General features: G+C 42.6%; 15 protein-coding genes. 1 reads left to right on the top strand and 14 read right to left on the bottom strand.

Going from position 1 to position 14557, the window contains the following annotated elements; all coding sequences use genetic code 11:
• Nucleotides 1-175: 175 nt before the first annotated feature.
• The 5 genes from WFK81_RS25935 to WFK81_RS25915 form a co-directional block, all read right to left on the bottom strand.
• Complete coding sequence (locus tag WFK81_RS25935; RefSeq protein WP_336789681.1) at nucleotides 176-589, bottom strand: VOC family protein; 414 nt, start codon at nucleotides 587-589, stop codon at nucleotides 176-178.
• Nucleotides 590-1170: 581 nt separating this feature from the next.
• Nucleotides 1171-1737 (bottom strand): helix-turn-helix transcriptional regulator, encoded by a 567-nt coding sequence (locus WFK81_RS25930; protein ID WP_336789679.1) that lies wholly within the window; start codon nucleotides 1735-1737, stop codon nucleotides 1171-1173.
• 586 nt (nucleotides 1738-2323) lie between these two features.
• The gene (locus WFK81_RS25925; protein ID WP_336789677.1) at nucleotides 2324-2821 is read right to left on the bottom strand and encodes a 2,4'-dihydroxyacetophenone dioxygenase family protein; all 498 of its coding nucleotides are present in this window, start codon (nucleotides 2819-2821) and stop codon (nucleotides 2324-2326) included.
• Nucleotides 2822-3007: 186 nt separating this feature from the next.
• Complete coding sequence (locus tag WFK81_RS25920; RefSeq protein WP_336789675.1) at nucleotides 3008-3484, bottom strand: hypothetical protein; 477 nt, start codon at nucleotides 3482-3484, stop codon at nucleotides 3008-3010.
• A 431-nt stretch (nucleotides 3485-3915) separates the two neighbouring features.
• Nucleotides 3916-4806 (bottom strand): DMT family transporter, encoded by an 891-nt coding sequence (locus tag WFK81_RS25915; protein WP_336789780.1) that lies wholly within the window; start codon nucleotides 4804-4806, stop codon nucleotides 3916-3918.
• Nucleotides 4807-4905: 99 nt separating this feature from the next.
• Between WFK81_RS25915 and WFK81_RS25910 the strand changes: the two genes are divergently transcribed.
• The gene (locus WFK81_RS25910) at nucleotides 4906-5832 is read left to right on the top strand and encodes a LysR family transcriptional regulator (protein ID WP_336789673.1); all 927 of its coding nucleotides are present in this window, start codon (nucleotides 4906-4908) and stop codon (nucleotides 5830-5832) included.
• A 605-nt stretch (nucleotides 5833-6437) separates the two neighbouring features.
• Here the strand turns inward: WFK81_RS25910 and WFK81_RS25905 are convergent.
• The 9 genes from WFK81_RS25905 to WFK81_RS25865 all read right to left on the bottom strand — a co-directional run bounded on the left by WFK81_RS25905 (nucleotide 6438) and on the right by WFK81_RS25865 (nucleotide 14410).
• Nucleotides 6438-7034, bottom strand: a complete 597-nt coding sequence (locus WFK81_RS25905) for a hypothetical protein (protein ID WP_336789671.1) — start codon at nucleotides 7032-7034, stop codon at nucleotides 6438-6440.
• A 133-nt stretch (nucleotides 7035-7167) separates the two neighbouring features.
• A complete protein-coding gene (locus tag WFK81_RS25900; RefSeq protein WP_336789669.1) occupies nucleotides 7168-7605 on the bottom strand; it encodes a hypothetical protein in 438 nt (145 codons plus the stop codon).
• Between the two features lie 346 nt (nucleotides 7606-7951).
• On the bottom strand, nucleotides 7952-8188 hold the full coding sequence (locus tag WFK81_RS25895; RefSeq protein ID WP_336789667.1) for a hypothetical protein: 237 nt from the start codon (nucleotides 8186-8188) through the stop codon (nucleotides 7952-7954).
• A 3-nt stretch (nucleotides 8189-8191) separates the two neighbouring features.
• Nucleotides 8192-8506 carry a hypothetical protein gene (locus WFK81_RS25890; RefSeq protein WP_336789665.1) on the bottom strand — a complete coding sequence of 105 codons (315 nt, stop codon included), beginning with the start codon at nucleotides 8504-8506 and terminating at the stop codon, nucleotides 8192-8194.
• Between the two features lie 342 nt (nucleotides 8507-8848).
• Nucleotides 8849-9763, bottom strand: coding sequence for an oligopeptide ABC transporter permease (opp4C, locus tag WFK81_RS25885; RefSeq protein WP_336789663.1), 915 nt, complete (start codon nucleotides 9761-9763; stop codon nucleotides 8849-8851).
• Nucleotides 9760-10734 carry an ABC transporter permease gene (locus tag WFK81_RS25880; protein WP_336789662.1) on the bottom strand — a complete coding sequence of 325 codons (975 nt, stop codon included), beginning with the start codon at nucleotides 10732-10734 and terminating at the stop codon, nucleotides 9760-9762. Before WFK81_RS25880 ends, opp4C begins: the two co-directional genes overlap by 4 nt.
• Before the next feature lie 21 nt (nucleotides 10735-10755).
• Nucleotides 10756-11751: an ABC transporter ATP-binding protein gene (locus WFK81_RS25875; RefSeq protein ID WP_336789660.1), complete on the bottom strand. Its 996-nt coding sequence runs from the start codon at nucleotides 11749-11751 to the stop codon at nucleotides 10756-10758.
• Entirely contained in the window at nucleotides 11744-12739 is a 996-nt protein-coding gene (locus WFK81_RS25870; protein ID WP_336789658.1) for an ABC transporter ATP-binding protein, read from the bottom strand. Before WFK81_RS25870 ends, WFK81_RS25875 begins: the two co-directional genes overlap by 8 nt.
• Nucleotides 12740-12784: 45 nt before the next feature.
• Nucleotides 12785-14410: an ABC transporter substrate-binding protein gene (locus WFK81_RS25865; RefSeq protein ID WP_336789656.1), complete on the bottom strand. Its 1626-nt coding sequence runs from the start codon at nucleotides 14408-14410 to the stop codon at nucleotides 12785-12787.
• Nucleotides 14411-14557 lie beyond the last annotated feature (147 nt).

Genomic DNA, 14557 nt, shown 5'->3' with positions numbered 1-14557 from the left:
GGTTAAACTATCGTTCGCCGATAGTTTAATAACCTCCTAATCAATTAATCGTATCTTGGGTTTCGTATTCTTGACCTGATTGTTTATCAGCAAATCGAATGGCATAGGTAAACTGTTTTATCGCTTCTTTATCTTTTATCACGTTGAGAATCAGGTTGGACTTCATAAAACGTTTTTACCATGATATATTCCCTGTTGCATGATTATAAAAAGGGGATTCTTTCTTCTCACAATAAATAGCAATTTGATTGCCAGAAGGATCTTGAATAAAACATTCTTTCATTAATCCATAATCATAAGAACTGATAATTTCAACTCCTTTTTTCTCTAAAAAATCAATAGTTTCATTTATATTGTTAGTTTCGAAGTGAAAATACACATTTTTCTGATTTTTATTTACTTGGAATTGTAACGATTGAATTTCTTCAACCTGAATGAGTGCAATTAATGCTTCTCCTTCTTTAAAACTTAAGCTAGCTCCTGCCCCCCAGTTATCAATTAATTGAAGACAAAAAAATTCAGAATACCATGTAATACTATCTATTAAGTTCAAAACAGGAATAAATACTGCACCGACTCTGATTTTCATTGTATTTGTCCTCTCATAAATTATGAATTTCCTTGATTTCATATAACGTCTTTTTTAATCTTCATAAATTTTCCATAGTCTATGAAATTCGCGAAGTAATCGCACTATCCTCCCGTTGAGTAACGACATTTTAATTTACAGATTGCCGTTACTTACTTTACCATTTGCTAAAAAAGCAACGATACAACTCTCTTTTACGTTTCCCGAACAGCTTGGCATAAATTTGAGTAGTTGATGCTTTTTCATGTCCTAAATAAAATATGATGAATTCCGGTATATTCTTTATTTCGTGCTGATCACGTGGTTGAGATCACACCTAACATGGTGATAAAGGAAGGCGCATGACGATCATTTCTTCACGAACCGCTCGGGTCGAGCTTGGTTGTGCTCTTGTCGCTTATGTATAGAAGTTCTGTCCTAATACGGCTTGTCTTGCGCAGACGACAAGAACTTCTATCAAAAAATAAAAAAGCCGCAGTTTATGCGACTTCCGTTGTATAGATGTTGTTGTTGTACGACACTTATGAAGCTGCCGATCATGCCGGCAGCTTCTTCCTGATGGTGCTAAATAACGATTCCCGTTAGCTTAGACCCAATCTCGCCCTATCCTTAATATTTGGGGCTCCAAAATTGGTCGAATAATTATCCTTTGACCGGAACTCGACCTTAAAGTTGGATTCACCTGTCGTTTCTTCGAGAATTTGTATTATGAAATTTGAGTATCTTTGGTATAACCATTCAGTAGTAAAGTTGTTTGGACTGTATATTAAATAGGTACCATCCACATACTCAGCCTTCGTATTCTTAAACCATGTATTGAAGCTTGGAGTAGCGATTAGACTTTTTATTTTCTCCAAAACTTGTGTCCAGATATCAAGTTGTTCCGATATCGCAATATTAAAGTTTACATTTTCATCAATTACAGAATCACTCGTTATCCTTTCCCTTAGAAGAAGTTCTTCTACTGACTTATTGAAGACCTGCCCAAGTTTTAGTAAAACCTCGATATCAGGCAAGCATTCACCTTGCTCCCATTTTGATACTGCTTGATGACTTACGCCCAGTAGGTTGGAAAGCTCTACCTGAGTTAACGATACTCTCTTCCGCAATTCCAATATGTTTTTGCCAATCTTTTTGTTGTCTAACACCGGAAGCCCACCTCCATTACTCAACTATAGCAAATAGTATCATAAAGAAATCGGAATCAAAATCGAGTGTATGTTGAATTAGATACTCCATAAAATGCAACCTTGGGTTGCAAGTGATGTTTAATGGCGAGAAACTATCTGCATTCCTGGACTCATTAGTTCGAGGGAACTTTCCCCTTTTTGTATATAAACGCGATTGTTATGATTTACAAAGACTAGTTTCACATAGTCCGTACATTTGAGCCGGTCAGTTATGTGCACAGTATTTATCTCTTTTAGGTGAATGTAAATGTACAAGAATACAAGCCTATGATCCATAATAAAGTCGAAGCTGGTCCCATCGAGATCCCTATGCGCCAACAATACAATCCACTTCCAATTCCCACTTCATATGTCCTGCAGAATCACATTCGAAAATCATGTGTTGATTAGGTCCGTAACTCGTACAACCCTTTAGAATACCTTATATTTGGTTAAGTAATGAGTGAATAGATGATAAAACGGCAGCTCATCAGTATGAGCTGCCGTTTTATCTTTCTTGAGCTAATGTTCTCCATTAGCTCAACGGATCATTTATATTAAGAGCTTAATATATCAGGTCATCTCTAGTTTGAATCCCGTGCAATTCGCAATAAACTATGTACTTATTTAGGACAGTATAAATGTCGTCTTGACCAATAATTTGATCATTTTCATCAAAATACTGCAGAGAGCCTCCTAATATAAACAGAGTTACAACTTCTTCGTCTTCTGTTATAAGGGTATGAATATCGCCTGGTGGTTCATATATAAAAGTTCCCGGAACAGCAACCCATTCTCGCCCTTCGTATCTCCATTTCCCCTGAATATTATAGCCAATTACCGATCCTCCAGTGTGTCTGTGTCTTCCTAAAATCTGATTTTTCTTAATCTTAAATAAGTAAATCCATGTTCCGGTGTTTAGATCAAAGCGTAAAGGTTTGAAATAGCAGGAGTGATTTTCAGTGAACGGAACCCAGGGCAAATCGTCAATGTTCACTATACGTTCTGGTAACTGAAACTTCTCTGCGAGTTTTATAACCGATTCTTCAATAAGAGAATTCATTGAGAGCACCTTCATTCAATTTGGTTCAGTCATAGTTAATATTCGAAACTCGTTTCAATTTCACCTTTTTTTCCACCATCTGTCATCATATTAACCTGTCTTGTCTTCAACCAAAATAGCGACTGATTAAATAATCAGCTGCAATCTTGTTGTTCTCAACTAACGTCTCGCGTTTAGCTTAACACGTCATTGAACTTGTTTAACTAGATCTATTAGCTCAGATCGAGCTAACTTGTACTCACCTAATGGATTTTGATTACCGTTAATGTAATAAACAAAGCGAGCCAAAAAACCATCCTGACTTTCCCACCAAATTGATTGGCTGGTCTCGCCCTCTTCGTAATATGTCTGTATCCCATTTTCAAGTTCAAAAAGTTCTTTCCCTTGCTTAGATATTTTCTCTGGTTCATCTATAACCTTGCTCAAGATATACCTTATTTCTTGAGTGGTTTGCTTGTTTTTATAATGAAAAACATATTGTTGAAGTACATCTGGATTATCGATCTCTATTTCCGTACGAACTTCATTAACCTCAAATGGAAATGTAGTTGGCTCAGTGAAATCATTGAGTATTGATTTACTTCTTTCTGTGGTTGGATTGCCCCTACTACATCCACTGATTAAGAACATCAATACTAGAAAAACAAAAGGAATACTTCTCATTGTCTCACCCCATATAAAATTAACGAAAAAGAAAGCATTTTGTTGATTATTCTGTCCTTTAACGTATTGAAGCTGCCGATAATGTCAGCAGCTTCGTCGCAGGTGTATAGTGTGTACTGAGTTATAGTTCCTCGTTTTATGGAGCAAAAGAAAAGGAATTTATCTTGTTATTCAGATTAATCACCTTACAAGCAATAGTACCACATATTGGAACCAAACTGCGGCCCTTTACTTCAACAAAAATGGCAACTGATCATCTGATTACTTTACAACAGTTCGCTGCATGGTGATATTCCTTGTATACACTGAATTAGCTGTTACTCAGATTACATTAAAGTTCCTCGGCAGAACGTTCATTGTAGAATATTTCAATCATGCGTTAGCTCATGACTCTTACGTTCGCCGTATGATTAAAACAATTGAATGATTATTTACACATTGTTCCGATTTTGTGATTTCATTTTGAGATTTACCAGTACAATACCTATGATAATTAATAGAAGTCCGACGACCATCTTAGTAGTAATGGTTTCACCTAAAAAAATAACGCTGATCACGATCGCAATGAGTGGGACTAGAAAGTTAAACGATCCAATTTTTCCGGCTTCACCCGATCTGACAAGCAAAAAGAAAACGAGCCAGGTCAAGGCCGTGCAGAAGATTGCAATAACCGACAATGTCGTGATGAACGGCTGATTCCAAACGATATCCGTCCAATTTTCAACGGCAGTACCTGCAATCAACAACACAATTCCACCGAAGATCATCTGAAGAGTAGTTAACCAGATCGCATCGACTTTAGTAGATGTTTTCTTCATATAGATCGTACCGAATGACCATGTAACTGTGCTAGCTAAACCAAGCAAGACACCTAGGGTCGAAATATTTCCGGAGCCATCGTTGATGCTAATAACAGCGACTCCTATAAAACCTAAAATCAAGCCGACTATTTTGAAGCCGTTCATGGATTCACCCAACCACAACCAGGCTCCAATTCCGAGCAGAACGGGCTGCATGAACACGATTGTCGAAAATAAACCGGCAGGCATCATACTCAGTCCGAATGTTTGAAAACCGAAGAAGAGAATGATATTTAAAATTGCGGAAATCAGATAAATGTGCCAAGTTTGCTTTAAATTAAGACTTCGATATCGCGGTAAAGCGAATACAAGCAAAATGAGACCTCCTATAGTGATCCTTAAACCAGCAAAAAGCAACGGTGTTGCGAATTCAAGTGCATATTTAGAGAGCGGCCAGTTCACCCCCCACATCGCAACTAAAAATGTAAGTAAGATAAATGTTTTTGTTCTCGAGAGCTGCATTTTCTTCAAGCTCCTTTCTGTGATGGTGTTTACTATGGTACAATAGCGCAATGCATAAATAAAATGAATGTTTCTCATGAGGTGGATATCAAATCTGTTATGAATGAATCTCAACTTTTATTGTTTGTAAAGATAGTCGAGACCGGTAGCTTTACAAAGGCTGGTGAGCAACTGGGTATGACGCAGCCTGCCGTAAGTCGCGCCATCTCTACACTTGAATCCGAATTAGGAGTCACTCTTATGATTCGGGATCGTAAAAGCGGTGTTATTCTTACCGATATTGGCTTGCGGTTGCTTGCCATATTCAGAGAGATTTTACACGGATACAATAGGGTTGAGCAGGAGGTCACGGCTGAAAAAGGGTTTGAGGTTGGTACTGTTCGTGTTGGGGTGTTTCCGATTGTGTCTGCGTGCTTCTTGCCGAAAATATTGCGGGTTATTGGGGAAAAGCATCCGGGGCTGACATTCGAACTGTATGATGGGACCATCGATGAGATTAAAAAATGGCTAGATTCCAGAATTATCGATGTCGGTTGGATTATTCCCCCGAGCAACGAACTTGAAACGATCCCTTTCTTCCAAGATGAATTATGTCTGATCCATCGGGATGATCATCCATTGCAGAGTCGCCAAACAATCCAAATTACGGATCTAGACAATGAACCTATGATTGTGTGCAAAGGTGGGTTTGTAACGCCGATTTACGAGCTGTTCCAGCAATTTGGATCCACGTTGAACATCAAATTTAATGGTCATAACATAAGCACGGCGTTGAACCTGATTCAAGAAGGGCTAGGCATCTCGATCGTATCGAAAACTTCTCTATCGTTATCGAGAATTCCATCTAATGTCCGTATCCGGACAATTGATCCGCAGCCTTATAGAGAAATTCATCTGGCGGTTCCTTCATTAAAGGAAGCTTCTCACGGCGTCAAGCTGTTCATTCAGATCGCAAAAGAGCTTTTTTTATCCAGTTGTGCGCTAGCAAATTCAACGGAAAATTCCACTTATGTAGAGCTGAATTGACTTAAGCTGCCCTTTCCTTCAACAAAAATGGCAACTGATCACATCTGGATCAGCTGCCATTTTTGTTTTTCTCAACTAAGGTCTCCCGTTAGTTTAACACCTTGCGCCCCTTAAAATAATGGAGAAATAGAGCAACACCATTAATTCCTGCTATTAAAAACGGATATAAAAACAAAATTGCAATAATGATTAACCCTGAAACAGGATTAGGATCATCAGCTGGATTATTTGCAGGAAAAAGGGTAAAGAAGACATAGACATACAAGCAGTAATATGGGAACCACATAATGGATGTCAAAAAGTTTGTTAACTTTGATGGTAAAATCAGAAAAACTAAGGGAACAAAAATAACAAATATGATAATTAGGCTTACAAAACTGATAATTGAAGTAGCCCTATTTATAACGTCTATTTCAATCCCAGTTATTCGATTTATTCTATACACATTGACTAATAGTTCGCTGATAATAAATGGTATCAGTGCAATGATAGCGCTTAGAGCATTTAGTTTGATGAAATACCGTATAATCCACTCCTCCTAAAAACAGGGAATTACTTCTATACATTAGACGCTGCGGAATCAATTCAGGTTGCATTTTTTCACGTTACTGCAATGGAACAGGGAGCAGCTTTTGGGGGCTGCTCCCTGTTCCTGATTGAACTATCGTTCCCCGTAACATCCATTGTGTTAAAGGGTTATTGTCCCAGATCTGAGCTTCAATATACGGCTCAGGCCCTTTGTCTCCATAAGGATTCCAATCCTGGGGGAAGCCAAGTTCAGTAACTAACTCGTTAATCTCATCCAATGAATAAACATGACTACGATATTTCTTTCCATCCTGAACTCTCATGGTAGGAAATAAATCTCCATACGTAAAGCTGACTATTGATGGATCGAAATTTTCGATTGGTATAGAAAGCTCGCATCCGTTTTCAAACCACTCCAAAAGCCATGGACAGCTTCCTAAAGTCATATAATGAGGAGCCATACGTATTGGTTTACCGCCTTTTTTAATGAACAGCAGCCTTGCCTTTTCTTCAAGCTCTTGACGAATACCAAGATACTCCTTAGATCTTTTTCTTGCAAATCCCTTACTCTCAGATCGAAGCTTGTTTAGGATTATTTCTGCCTCTTCTATATCTAGGTCTGAAAGATTTTTAAAGGGATCGGTCGATTTATCATAATAATGATAAAGCCTCATAATTCAAGCTCTCCCTTTATTTAGCTTTTTCAGCCACTCGCCTTAAGCAACCGGTCATGCCGGCTGCTGTATTGTTGTTGAACTATAGTTTCCTGATAGCGTAATGAAAATGGTCACTATTCAAAGAACTTAATTATTGATATGTTTCTTCATACTGCAACATCGTAGTAAAAGCAGATTCGATAAGTGTTTCTTGAGTCGCTAAGTCCGCTAGCACTTTTTTCTGAAAATTGTTTAAAAAATGTCCATCTCTTGCGACAGCAGCAATGTACTGACAGAGACTTTCTGTCTCCTCAAAGCCCATATAATAAATTGGCTGAAGTGCGATAATAAGAAGGTTTTGGGTAATATTGATTCGAAGCGGTGATATGGTTGCTAGCAACTCTAAATAGCCATCTGCAGCACCTTCACAGCCTTGACTAGGAATAAAACACCCCACTTTAATTGTAATTTCATCATCCGATAAATTACATCTACCTTCATTAAGTGATGAGAGCAGTTCGTCAATTTCTTTGCAAGTTGTTTGATTGTTTGTTTTGTTATAGATGGTTTTCCACATCGTATCCGTCATTTGAATTCAGTCCTTTTCGCAGTTTAATTCAATTGATGTTTACCTTATTTAGTTAAAACAAACTCACCTTTTACAATAACACATATTGGAACTAAACTGCCCGTTAGCTTAATAAATCGTGCATTTTTCGGGGGCTCGGGGCTGTATAGAAGTTCTTGTCTTGAGCTGACGACAAGAACTTCTACACAATAAATAAAAAGCCGCTGTTTATGCGACTTTGATTGCATAGATGTTGTTGTCGTCCAAAACTACTCAGCGACTCAGCAATAAGCCCCGCGTTAACTTCCTGAAACGTAACTTGCTTCTTTGCCAGATTATACGCTTGTTGCAGATCCGTTATCGTATCTTACGGGAATATTCCAAGATTTCGTCCCGAATAGTGAGAAATCCCTATCTGGTCCAGTTGTGCGTTGGTAATTCCCCCATTTTGGGCATCCATCATGCTGTAAAGCACAAGGATTTGTTCTGCCGTATAAGTCTCATCAGCGTCAAGTGTTGCTAGGAAATTATTTAAGAACAGAGCCTCTTCCAGCGAAACATTATAACTAATACTTAACCTGCTGTGCTGGTCGCCGCACTCCATTCTTCACTCGTCATATACCCGCGCTGTGCGACAGCCGTGTTTACAACTTTTTTTAATCTGACTGGTTTGGAATTGTAACGGCGAGACGACATTTTGGTTGTACGTGCCACTGGCTTTCTCCGTTTTTGCCGTATCTCGAATCGCTTGTGCTCCTGCAGATGCAGCTTGTTTCACCGCATCGGTAGTCGCATTGTAATAGGCATTTGTGTATGCAATAATAGCCGCCTGATCCTCTACATTCAGCGACTTATCGCTCTCTATCCAGTGACCTGTCGGGTCCCAATAAATTAATGGGTTATTATGCACGTAAGTATACAAATTCAACTGGATCCAGCTTCATAGTCATGTTGCCTGCGTTGTTGTAAGCGTAGTTATAAGCGGCGATAAACAAGGGAGCAACAGCTATGACTAAGGGGCAGACTACCACTCCTTTACTCTACTGCCCAGCACATAACTGAACGACTCCAGCCCGGCTTAGTTTACCCGACTCTAACTCCTGCAGAATAGCAAGCTTCTCCGCTGAACTGTGCTCATTCTTTTAGACATAAAAAATCTCCCCTTCAAGTAGCGGTTTATTTATTAAACCTGTCTACTTAAAGGGGAGCATATCATAATGACTCTGGGACAACCCTTATTTACTGATCTATTCCATCAGCAATGTTACTTATTATTCTTAGGGTCCAACGTATCCCGAAGGGCGTCCCCGATGAAGTTAATAGATAATACGATGATAATTATCATTACACCTGGAGGAACCCACAGCCAAGGCTGTGAAGTCAACACAGAAAGAGACTGTGCGCTGGCGAGCATATTCCCCCAGCTTGGAGTAGGCGGCTGAACGCCTAGTCCGAGAAAGCTCAGCGCCGCCTCGTCGAGAATAGCCCCCGCTACACCGGATGTCGCGTAAATCAGGATAGGAGCCACCGTGTTCGGAAGAATGTGCCGGAACAATATTCGCGGCATTCGGTAGCCCAGCACGACACTCGCCTTCACATAGTCCATCTGCTTGATTGATAATACGTTGCCCCTAACGAGACGGGCTACACCCGGCCAGCCTAACACACCTAGAATTAAGATGATATTCAATAATCCCGGTCCTACGATGCTCGATACAACGAGAATAAGCATAATGTAAGGAAACGACATGAAAATATCAGTTATCCTCATAATAACGCCGTCCACCCAGCCTCCAATATAGCCGGAGATCAGTCCAAGGACTGTTCCGATAGCAGCAGAGATAACGACAGAGCCAATACCGACGGCCAGTGATACTCTTGCCGCGTAGATCAGACGGCTGAGCATATCACGGCCAACCTGGTCCGTTCCAAGTGGATGCTTCCATGATGGCGCAGAGCCGAACGAATCAGTGACCGTTGTTGGGGCATACGCCGTCAGGAATGGAGCGAACACCGCACATAACGTGATGATGCCAATCGCGATGAGTCCGGCCACCGCAAGTTTATGGCGTTTGAACCGAGTAAAGAACATCCCCTTGGTGCTGCCTCCATGCTCGATCCATTCCGAACCAACCTGCGGTTCAGATTGCCTCGAGAAATATCGCTTTAATATATTCATGATTTGGCCGCTCCTTGATAGCTGTTTTTAATTCTCGGATCAACCAAGGCATACAGCACATCTGTTAATAAATTCGCTAGGATGACAATGAAGGCCGCCATCAGATTAAGACCCATGATCGTAGAATAATCACGGCTCATAATGGAGGACAACGTCAATTGACCGATCCCCGGCCAAGAGAATATCTGTTCAATAACAACCGCCCCGCCAAACAGGATCGGAATTTCCATGCCAAGTACCGTAACAATTGGAATGAGAGCATTGCGCATAGCATGGCGGTTAACGACTAGAAACTCTCTGAGGCCCTTGGCACGGGCTGTCCTTAAGTAGTCCTGCCCCATAATTTCGAGCATGCTGGAGCGTACATAACGAACATTTCTTCCTGCTACATTAGCTGTCAGTACAATGACGGGCAGGATGAGATGCCGCAAGACGTCTCCACCGCCTCCGCTGCCGCCCAGAACCGTCATGCCGCTGGATGGAAGCCACTTGAGCTGAAGGGCAAATACATAGATAAGTCCTAAACCTAAAAAGAAGTTCGGTACCGATATTCCAAGGAAGGATCCGGTCATTGCTGCGTAATCCAGCTTGGAATATTGTCTGGTTGCGCTTAGAACACCTAGTGGAATCGCAATAGCAATACCAAGGATCAGCGCTGTCCCCATCAGCAGCACAGTAGGTCCCATGTGACTCCAGATCATCTTCGTTACCGACTCGTAAGTAATCATGGAATAGCCTAAATCCCCGTGAAGCACGAGATTTTTAAGCCAATGGAAATATTGGACATAGACAGGTGAATTAAGCCCCAGCTCAACCTTCTTCGCCTCGATAGCCGCAGCCGGCAACTTGGGACTGACGAGCATATCGATCGGACTGCCCGGTGCCATTCTCATAATGATAAAGTTGATGATCGTTACCCCAAGCAGGACCGGAATGGCAATCAGGAAACGTCGTATAACATAATTAAGCAAAACCAGCACCTCGGATCTTCATCAATTGGAGATAAAACAAGCCGATGCATGATCGTTATCCCCGATCAGATCGGGCTCCAGTTCACGGCATTTCGCCTCAGCTAATGGACAGCGTGATTGGAAGCGGCAGCCCTTCGATTGAGGGGACGAATGCGGCACATCATCCTGAAGCACGTTCCGCGATTGCTGTCTGAGCCGCGGATTCGCGATGGGAAAGGCAGCAAGCAGTGCCTTCGTATACGGATGCTTGGGATTGCGGAACAGTTCTTTGGCCGTTCCAATCTCCACGATTTTCCCTAAATACATGACCGCAATCCGATCACTCATATATTTGACAGCACCCAGCCCATGGGCAATAAACAAATAGGTTAAGTTAAATTCCTGCTGCAGATCTTTCAGCAGATTCATCACCTGAGCTTGGATCGAAACATCAAGTGCGGATACAGGCTCATCGCATACGATCAGCTTGGGTTTTAATGACAGTGCTCTGGCAATACCCACACGCTGACGCTGTCCGCCCGAGAATTCATGCGGGTAACGGACCTTGCTCGTCTTAGGCAGTCCAACGATATCCAACAGCCGTTCAACCTCCGATGCAACCTCACTTCTAGGCACGATACCGTGCACCAATAACGGCTCTGCGAGCAGATCACCGATGGACATCCGAGGGTTCAACGAAGAATACGGATCTTGAAAGACAATCTGCATCTTCGACCGAAATCCGGTCATCTCTTTGGAAGAAAGAATAGAGATATCCGTCCCTTCGAATAAAATCCGTCCCTCCGTTGGTGTCTCCAGTCCAACAATAGATCGGCCAATCGTTGATTTGCCGCAGCCTGATTCTCCGACTAAACCCAAGGTTTCCCCTGGCATGATGCTTAGATTAACGCCATCTACGGCTTTTACATGATCTGCTGTTCGATTAAAAAGTCCTTTGCGTACCGGATAATGCTTCTTCAGCTGATCCAAGACAAGCAGCGGAGAAAGAGAGCCGCTAGTAGATTCTTGTTTATTCATGAGCTTCCTCCTGAATATGATGCTTAGCTGCTTCCCAGCATCGGGTCAGATGCCCCGGCTGCACGGCATTCAGAGCAGGCGGCTGACTGAAGCAATGTTCCGTAGCTATAGAGCAGCGATTGTGGAACCGGCAGCCCGCTAGTGATTGGTACATGGTTGGCACAGTCCCTGGAATGGCTGCGAGCCTTGCGGTGTCGTCGGCATCCAAATGGAGAATGGACTTTAACAAGCCTTGCGTATAAGGATGTCCCGGGCTGTCAAAGAGGGTAAATACGTCCGTATCCTCTACCACTTGCCCTGCGTACATAACGAGTACGCGGTCGGCGATTTCTGCTACAACACCAAGATCATGAGTAATTAGAATAATAGCCGTACCTACCTCGGCGCAGAGCTCTTTCATAAGCCGAAGGATCTGTGCCTGAACGGTAACGTCCAGAGCAGTCGTTGGCTCGTCCGCAATAAGCACTTTAGGCTTGCAGGCAAGCGCCATGGCGATCATGACACGTTGTCTCATCCCGCCCGATAGGGCAAAGGGATAATCCTTCATAATCCGCTCAGGGCGAGGCAAGCCCACCTTCCTCAGCATCTCGACCGCACTCTCATAAGCTTGCTTCTTATCTTGATTGAGATGAAGCTGTATCGCTTCCATCATCTGGTAACCGATCGTAAAAACCGGGTTCAAGGAAGTCATCGGCTCTTGGAAAATCATAGAGATCTGATTGCCCCGAATCGCCTGCATTTGTTTTTCATTCAGCGCCAGCAGGCTCGTGCCGTCCAGTACGATGTCTCCGTCATCAATGCGGCTGTTCTTGCCCAGGAGCTGCATGACGGAGAGAGCCGTCACACTTTTGCCGCAGCCGGATTCCCCTACAATAGCAAGCACTTCTCCAGCCTTCAGTTGGAAGCTTACGTCGTCAACGCTAATGACTTGTCCTCGATCCGTCTCGAATACCGTCCGTAAATGATTGACGTTCAGAATGTGTTCCATTGTTACTCCCTTCTCATCCGACGGAATGGCTCACACAGTTCGGATTTATTGCACATCCCACTCGTTAACATTAATGAACATGCCGAAGTCTTTTGGTGTAGCACCGGTTACTCGTTTGTTCACAGCGCCCAGTGCTTTCGTTGCATAAATAGAAGGCATCGGTACGTCCTGTGCAACGATCTGCTGCAGCTTGGCATAACCCTCTTTAATCTTCGCTTCATCGGTTTCCGCACCCAAGGAAGCTAATACTTGCTCTGCTTCGGCATTCTTGTAGCCGCTTGGATTGCCTTCATTCAGGAAGTAAGCAAGGTCCGGCAATGGATTAATTGGCGTCAGGGATACCGTGAGGATGCCTAAGTCGTAATCCATCTTCACAAGCTTGTCGATCAGCGTTGCAAGGTCCATCATCTGGATTTTGACAGGAACGCCTACCGCACCCAGGTTCTCGGCAATAATATTAGCTGCCTGCTCAAGCGTTGCATCACCGGATAGAACGGACATGGTAAGCGTCTTACCCGACTTCCAGCCAGACTCGCTCAGGAGGCTCTTTGCTTTCTCCGGATCGTATTCAACAGGCTTTGCGTTCTCATCCCGATAAGGACTGTAGCTTGTGAAATATCCATCTACAACTTCGCCAGCACCTTTAAGCAGCTTCTCCACGATTTGCGTACGGTTCATAGCATAAGAAATCGCTTGTCTTTGCTTCGCATCAGGTACGACTTTTTCATTAATGTACATAAATTGAGTAGCAATTGGCGGCCCGTCTACTGTAGTTACACTGTCCAGGCCTTTGACCTTCTCATAATCATTGATCGGGATAACGCCGGCCGACGGGATATTCATGTCGATCTCGCCGCTTTGGAGTTGTGTAGAGATAGCCGCGCCTTGAAGCACCTTGAAGTTCAATTGCTCAAGCTTCGGAGCGCCTTTGAAATAATCCTTGTTCGCTTCCATCGTGACATAATGATCACGATCGATGCTTGTAAGCTTGAACGGACCGCTCGTTACTGTAGGCTTCTGCATGAAATCGCTTTTGTTAATATCAGCAGCAGGTATATCTTTCAGTGCCGACTGCGGCAATGTCATCACGTTTCTGCCGATTGTATCTTTAAAAATATTAAGGGTTGTTGGAGCTTTCGTTGTAATGGTGAGAGTATGCTCGTCGATCTTCTTCACGCCGGAGATATCCGTCTTGCCTTCCGGCAAGTATCCAGCGTCATCGAGGCCCTCGATAATCGCGAACATATAAGCATAGTTAGAGGCAACCGCAGGGTTGGTCATCAATTGAAGGGTGAAAATAACATCGTCAGCCGTCACAGGAGTTCCGTCTGTCCATTTGGCGTTGCTATTTAATTTCACTGTGAACACTTTATTGTCAGTTGTATCAATGGAATCAGCCAGCATCGGCTTGTACGACAAATCAGAGTCGATCTCTACGAGCGGCGGGAACATAAGACCTGCAACATAGGTAGATACAAGGCCGACTGGAGCTAATGGATTTATGCCGCTTGGCGCATAGGTAACTCCGATATTAACGACTTTCTTGCTGTTTTCCGTACTAGTTTCCGCATTTTTGCCGCTGTTGCTGTTGTTGCTGCATGCAGATACTACGATTAAAACGGCTGCAAGCAATAAAGCATACGACATCTTAATGCCTTTTTTTAATAACATAATTACACTCCCCTAGTGTTATTCCTATTAATCTCATTGGCTTAATTTGAGTATCGAATGTTTTTAGTATTTTGTCAATAGAGATAGAAATTTGTCGAAAAACAATGTTGTACGACATAAAAAAACAGGGGATTAGCCCCCTGTTTT

The organism is Paenibacillus sp. MMO-177, assembly GCF_037147795.1.
Classification (GTDB): domain Bacteria; phylum Bacillota; class Bacilli; order Paenibacillales; family Paenibacillaceae; genus Pristimantibacillus.
This window is presented reverse-complemented; position numbering and strand designations above follow the sequence as displayed.

What these genes read in the sequence shown, in the direction of transcription:
- WFK81_RS25935 (WP_336789681.1), bottom strand. Translation starts at nt 589, where the DNA reads ATGAAAATCAGAGTCGGTGCAGTATTTATTCCTGTTTTGAACTTAATA.
- WFK81_RS25925 (WP_336789677.1), bottom strand. Translation starts at nt 2,821, where the DNA reads ATGAATTCTCTTATTGAAGAATCGGTTATAAAACTCGCAGAGAAGTTT.
- WFK81_RS25920 (WP_336789675.1), bottom strand. Translation starts at nt 3,484, where the DNA reads ATGAGAAGTATTCCTTTTGTTTTTCTAGTATTGATGTTCTTAATCAGT.
- WFK81_RS25915 (WP_336789780.1), bottom strand. Translation starts at nt 4,806, where the DNA reads ATGCAGCTCTCGAGAACAAAAACATTTATCTTACTTACATTTTTAGTT.
- WFK81_RS25910 (WP_336789673.1), top strand. Translation starts at nt 4,906, where the DNA reads ATGAATGAATCTCAACTTTTATTGTTTGTAAAGATAGTCGAGACCGGT.
- WFK81_RS25905 (WP_336789671.1), bottom strand. Translation starts at nt 7,034, where the DNA reads ATGAGGCTTTATCATTATTATGATAAATCGACCGATCCCTTTAAAAAT.
- WFK81_RS25900 (WP_336789669.1), bottom strand. Translation starts at nt 7,605, where the DNA reads ATGACGGATACGATGTGGAAAACCATCTATAACAAAACAAACAATCAA.
- WFK81_RS25895 (WP_336789667.1), bottom strand. Translation starts at nt 8,188, where the DNA reads ATGGAGTGCGGCGACCAGCACAGCAGGTTAAGTATTAGTTATAATGTT.
- opp4C (WP_336789663.1), bottom strand. Translation starts at nt 9,763, where the DNA reads ATGAATATATTAAAGCGATATTTCTCGAGGCAATCTGAACCGCAGGTT.
- WFK81_RS25875 (WP_336789660.1), bottom strand. Translation starts at nt 11,751, where the DNA reads ATGAATAAACAAGAATCTACTAGCGGCTCTCTTTCTCCGCTGCTTGTC.
- WFK81_RS25870 (WP_336789658.1), bottom strand. Translation starts at nt 12,739, where the DNA reads ATGGAACACATTCTGAACGTCAATCATTTACGGACGGTATTCGAGACG.
- WFK81_RS25865 (WP_336789656.1), bottom strand. Translation starts at nt 14,410, where the DNA reads ATGTTATTAAAAAAAGGCATTAAGATGTCGTATGCTTTATTGCTTGCA.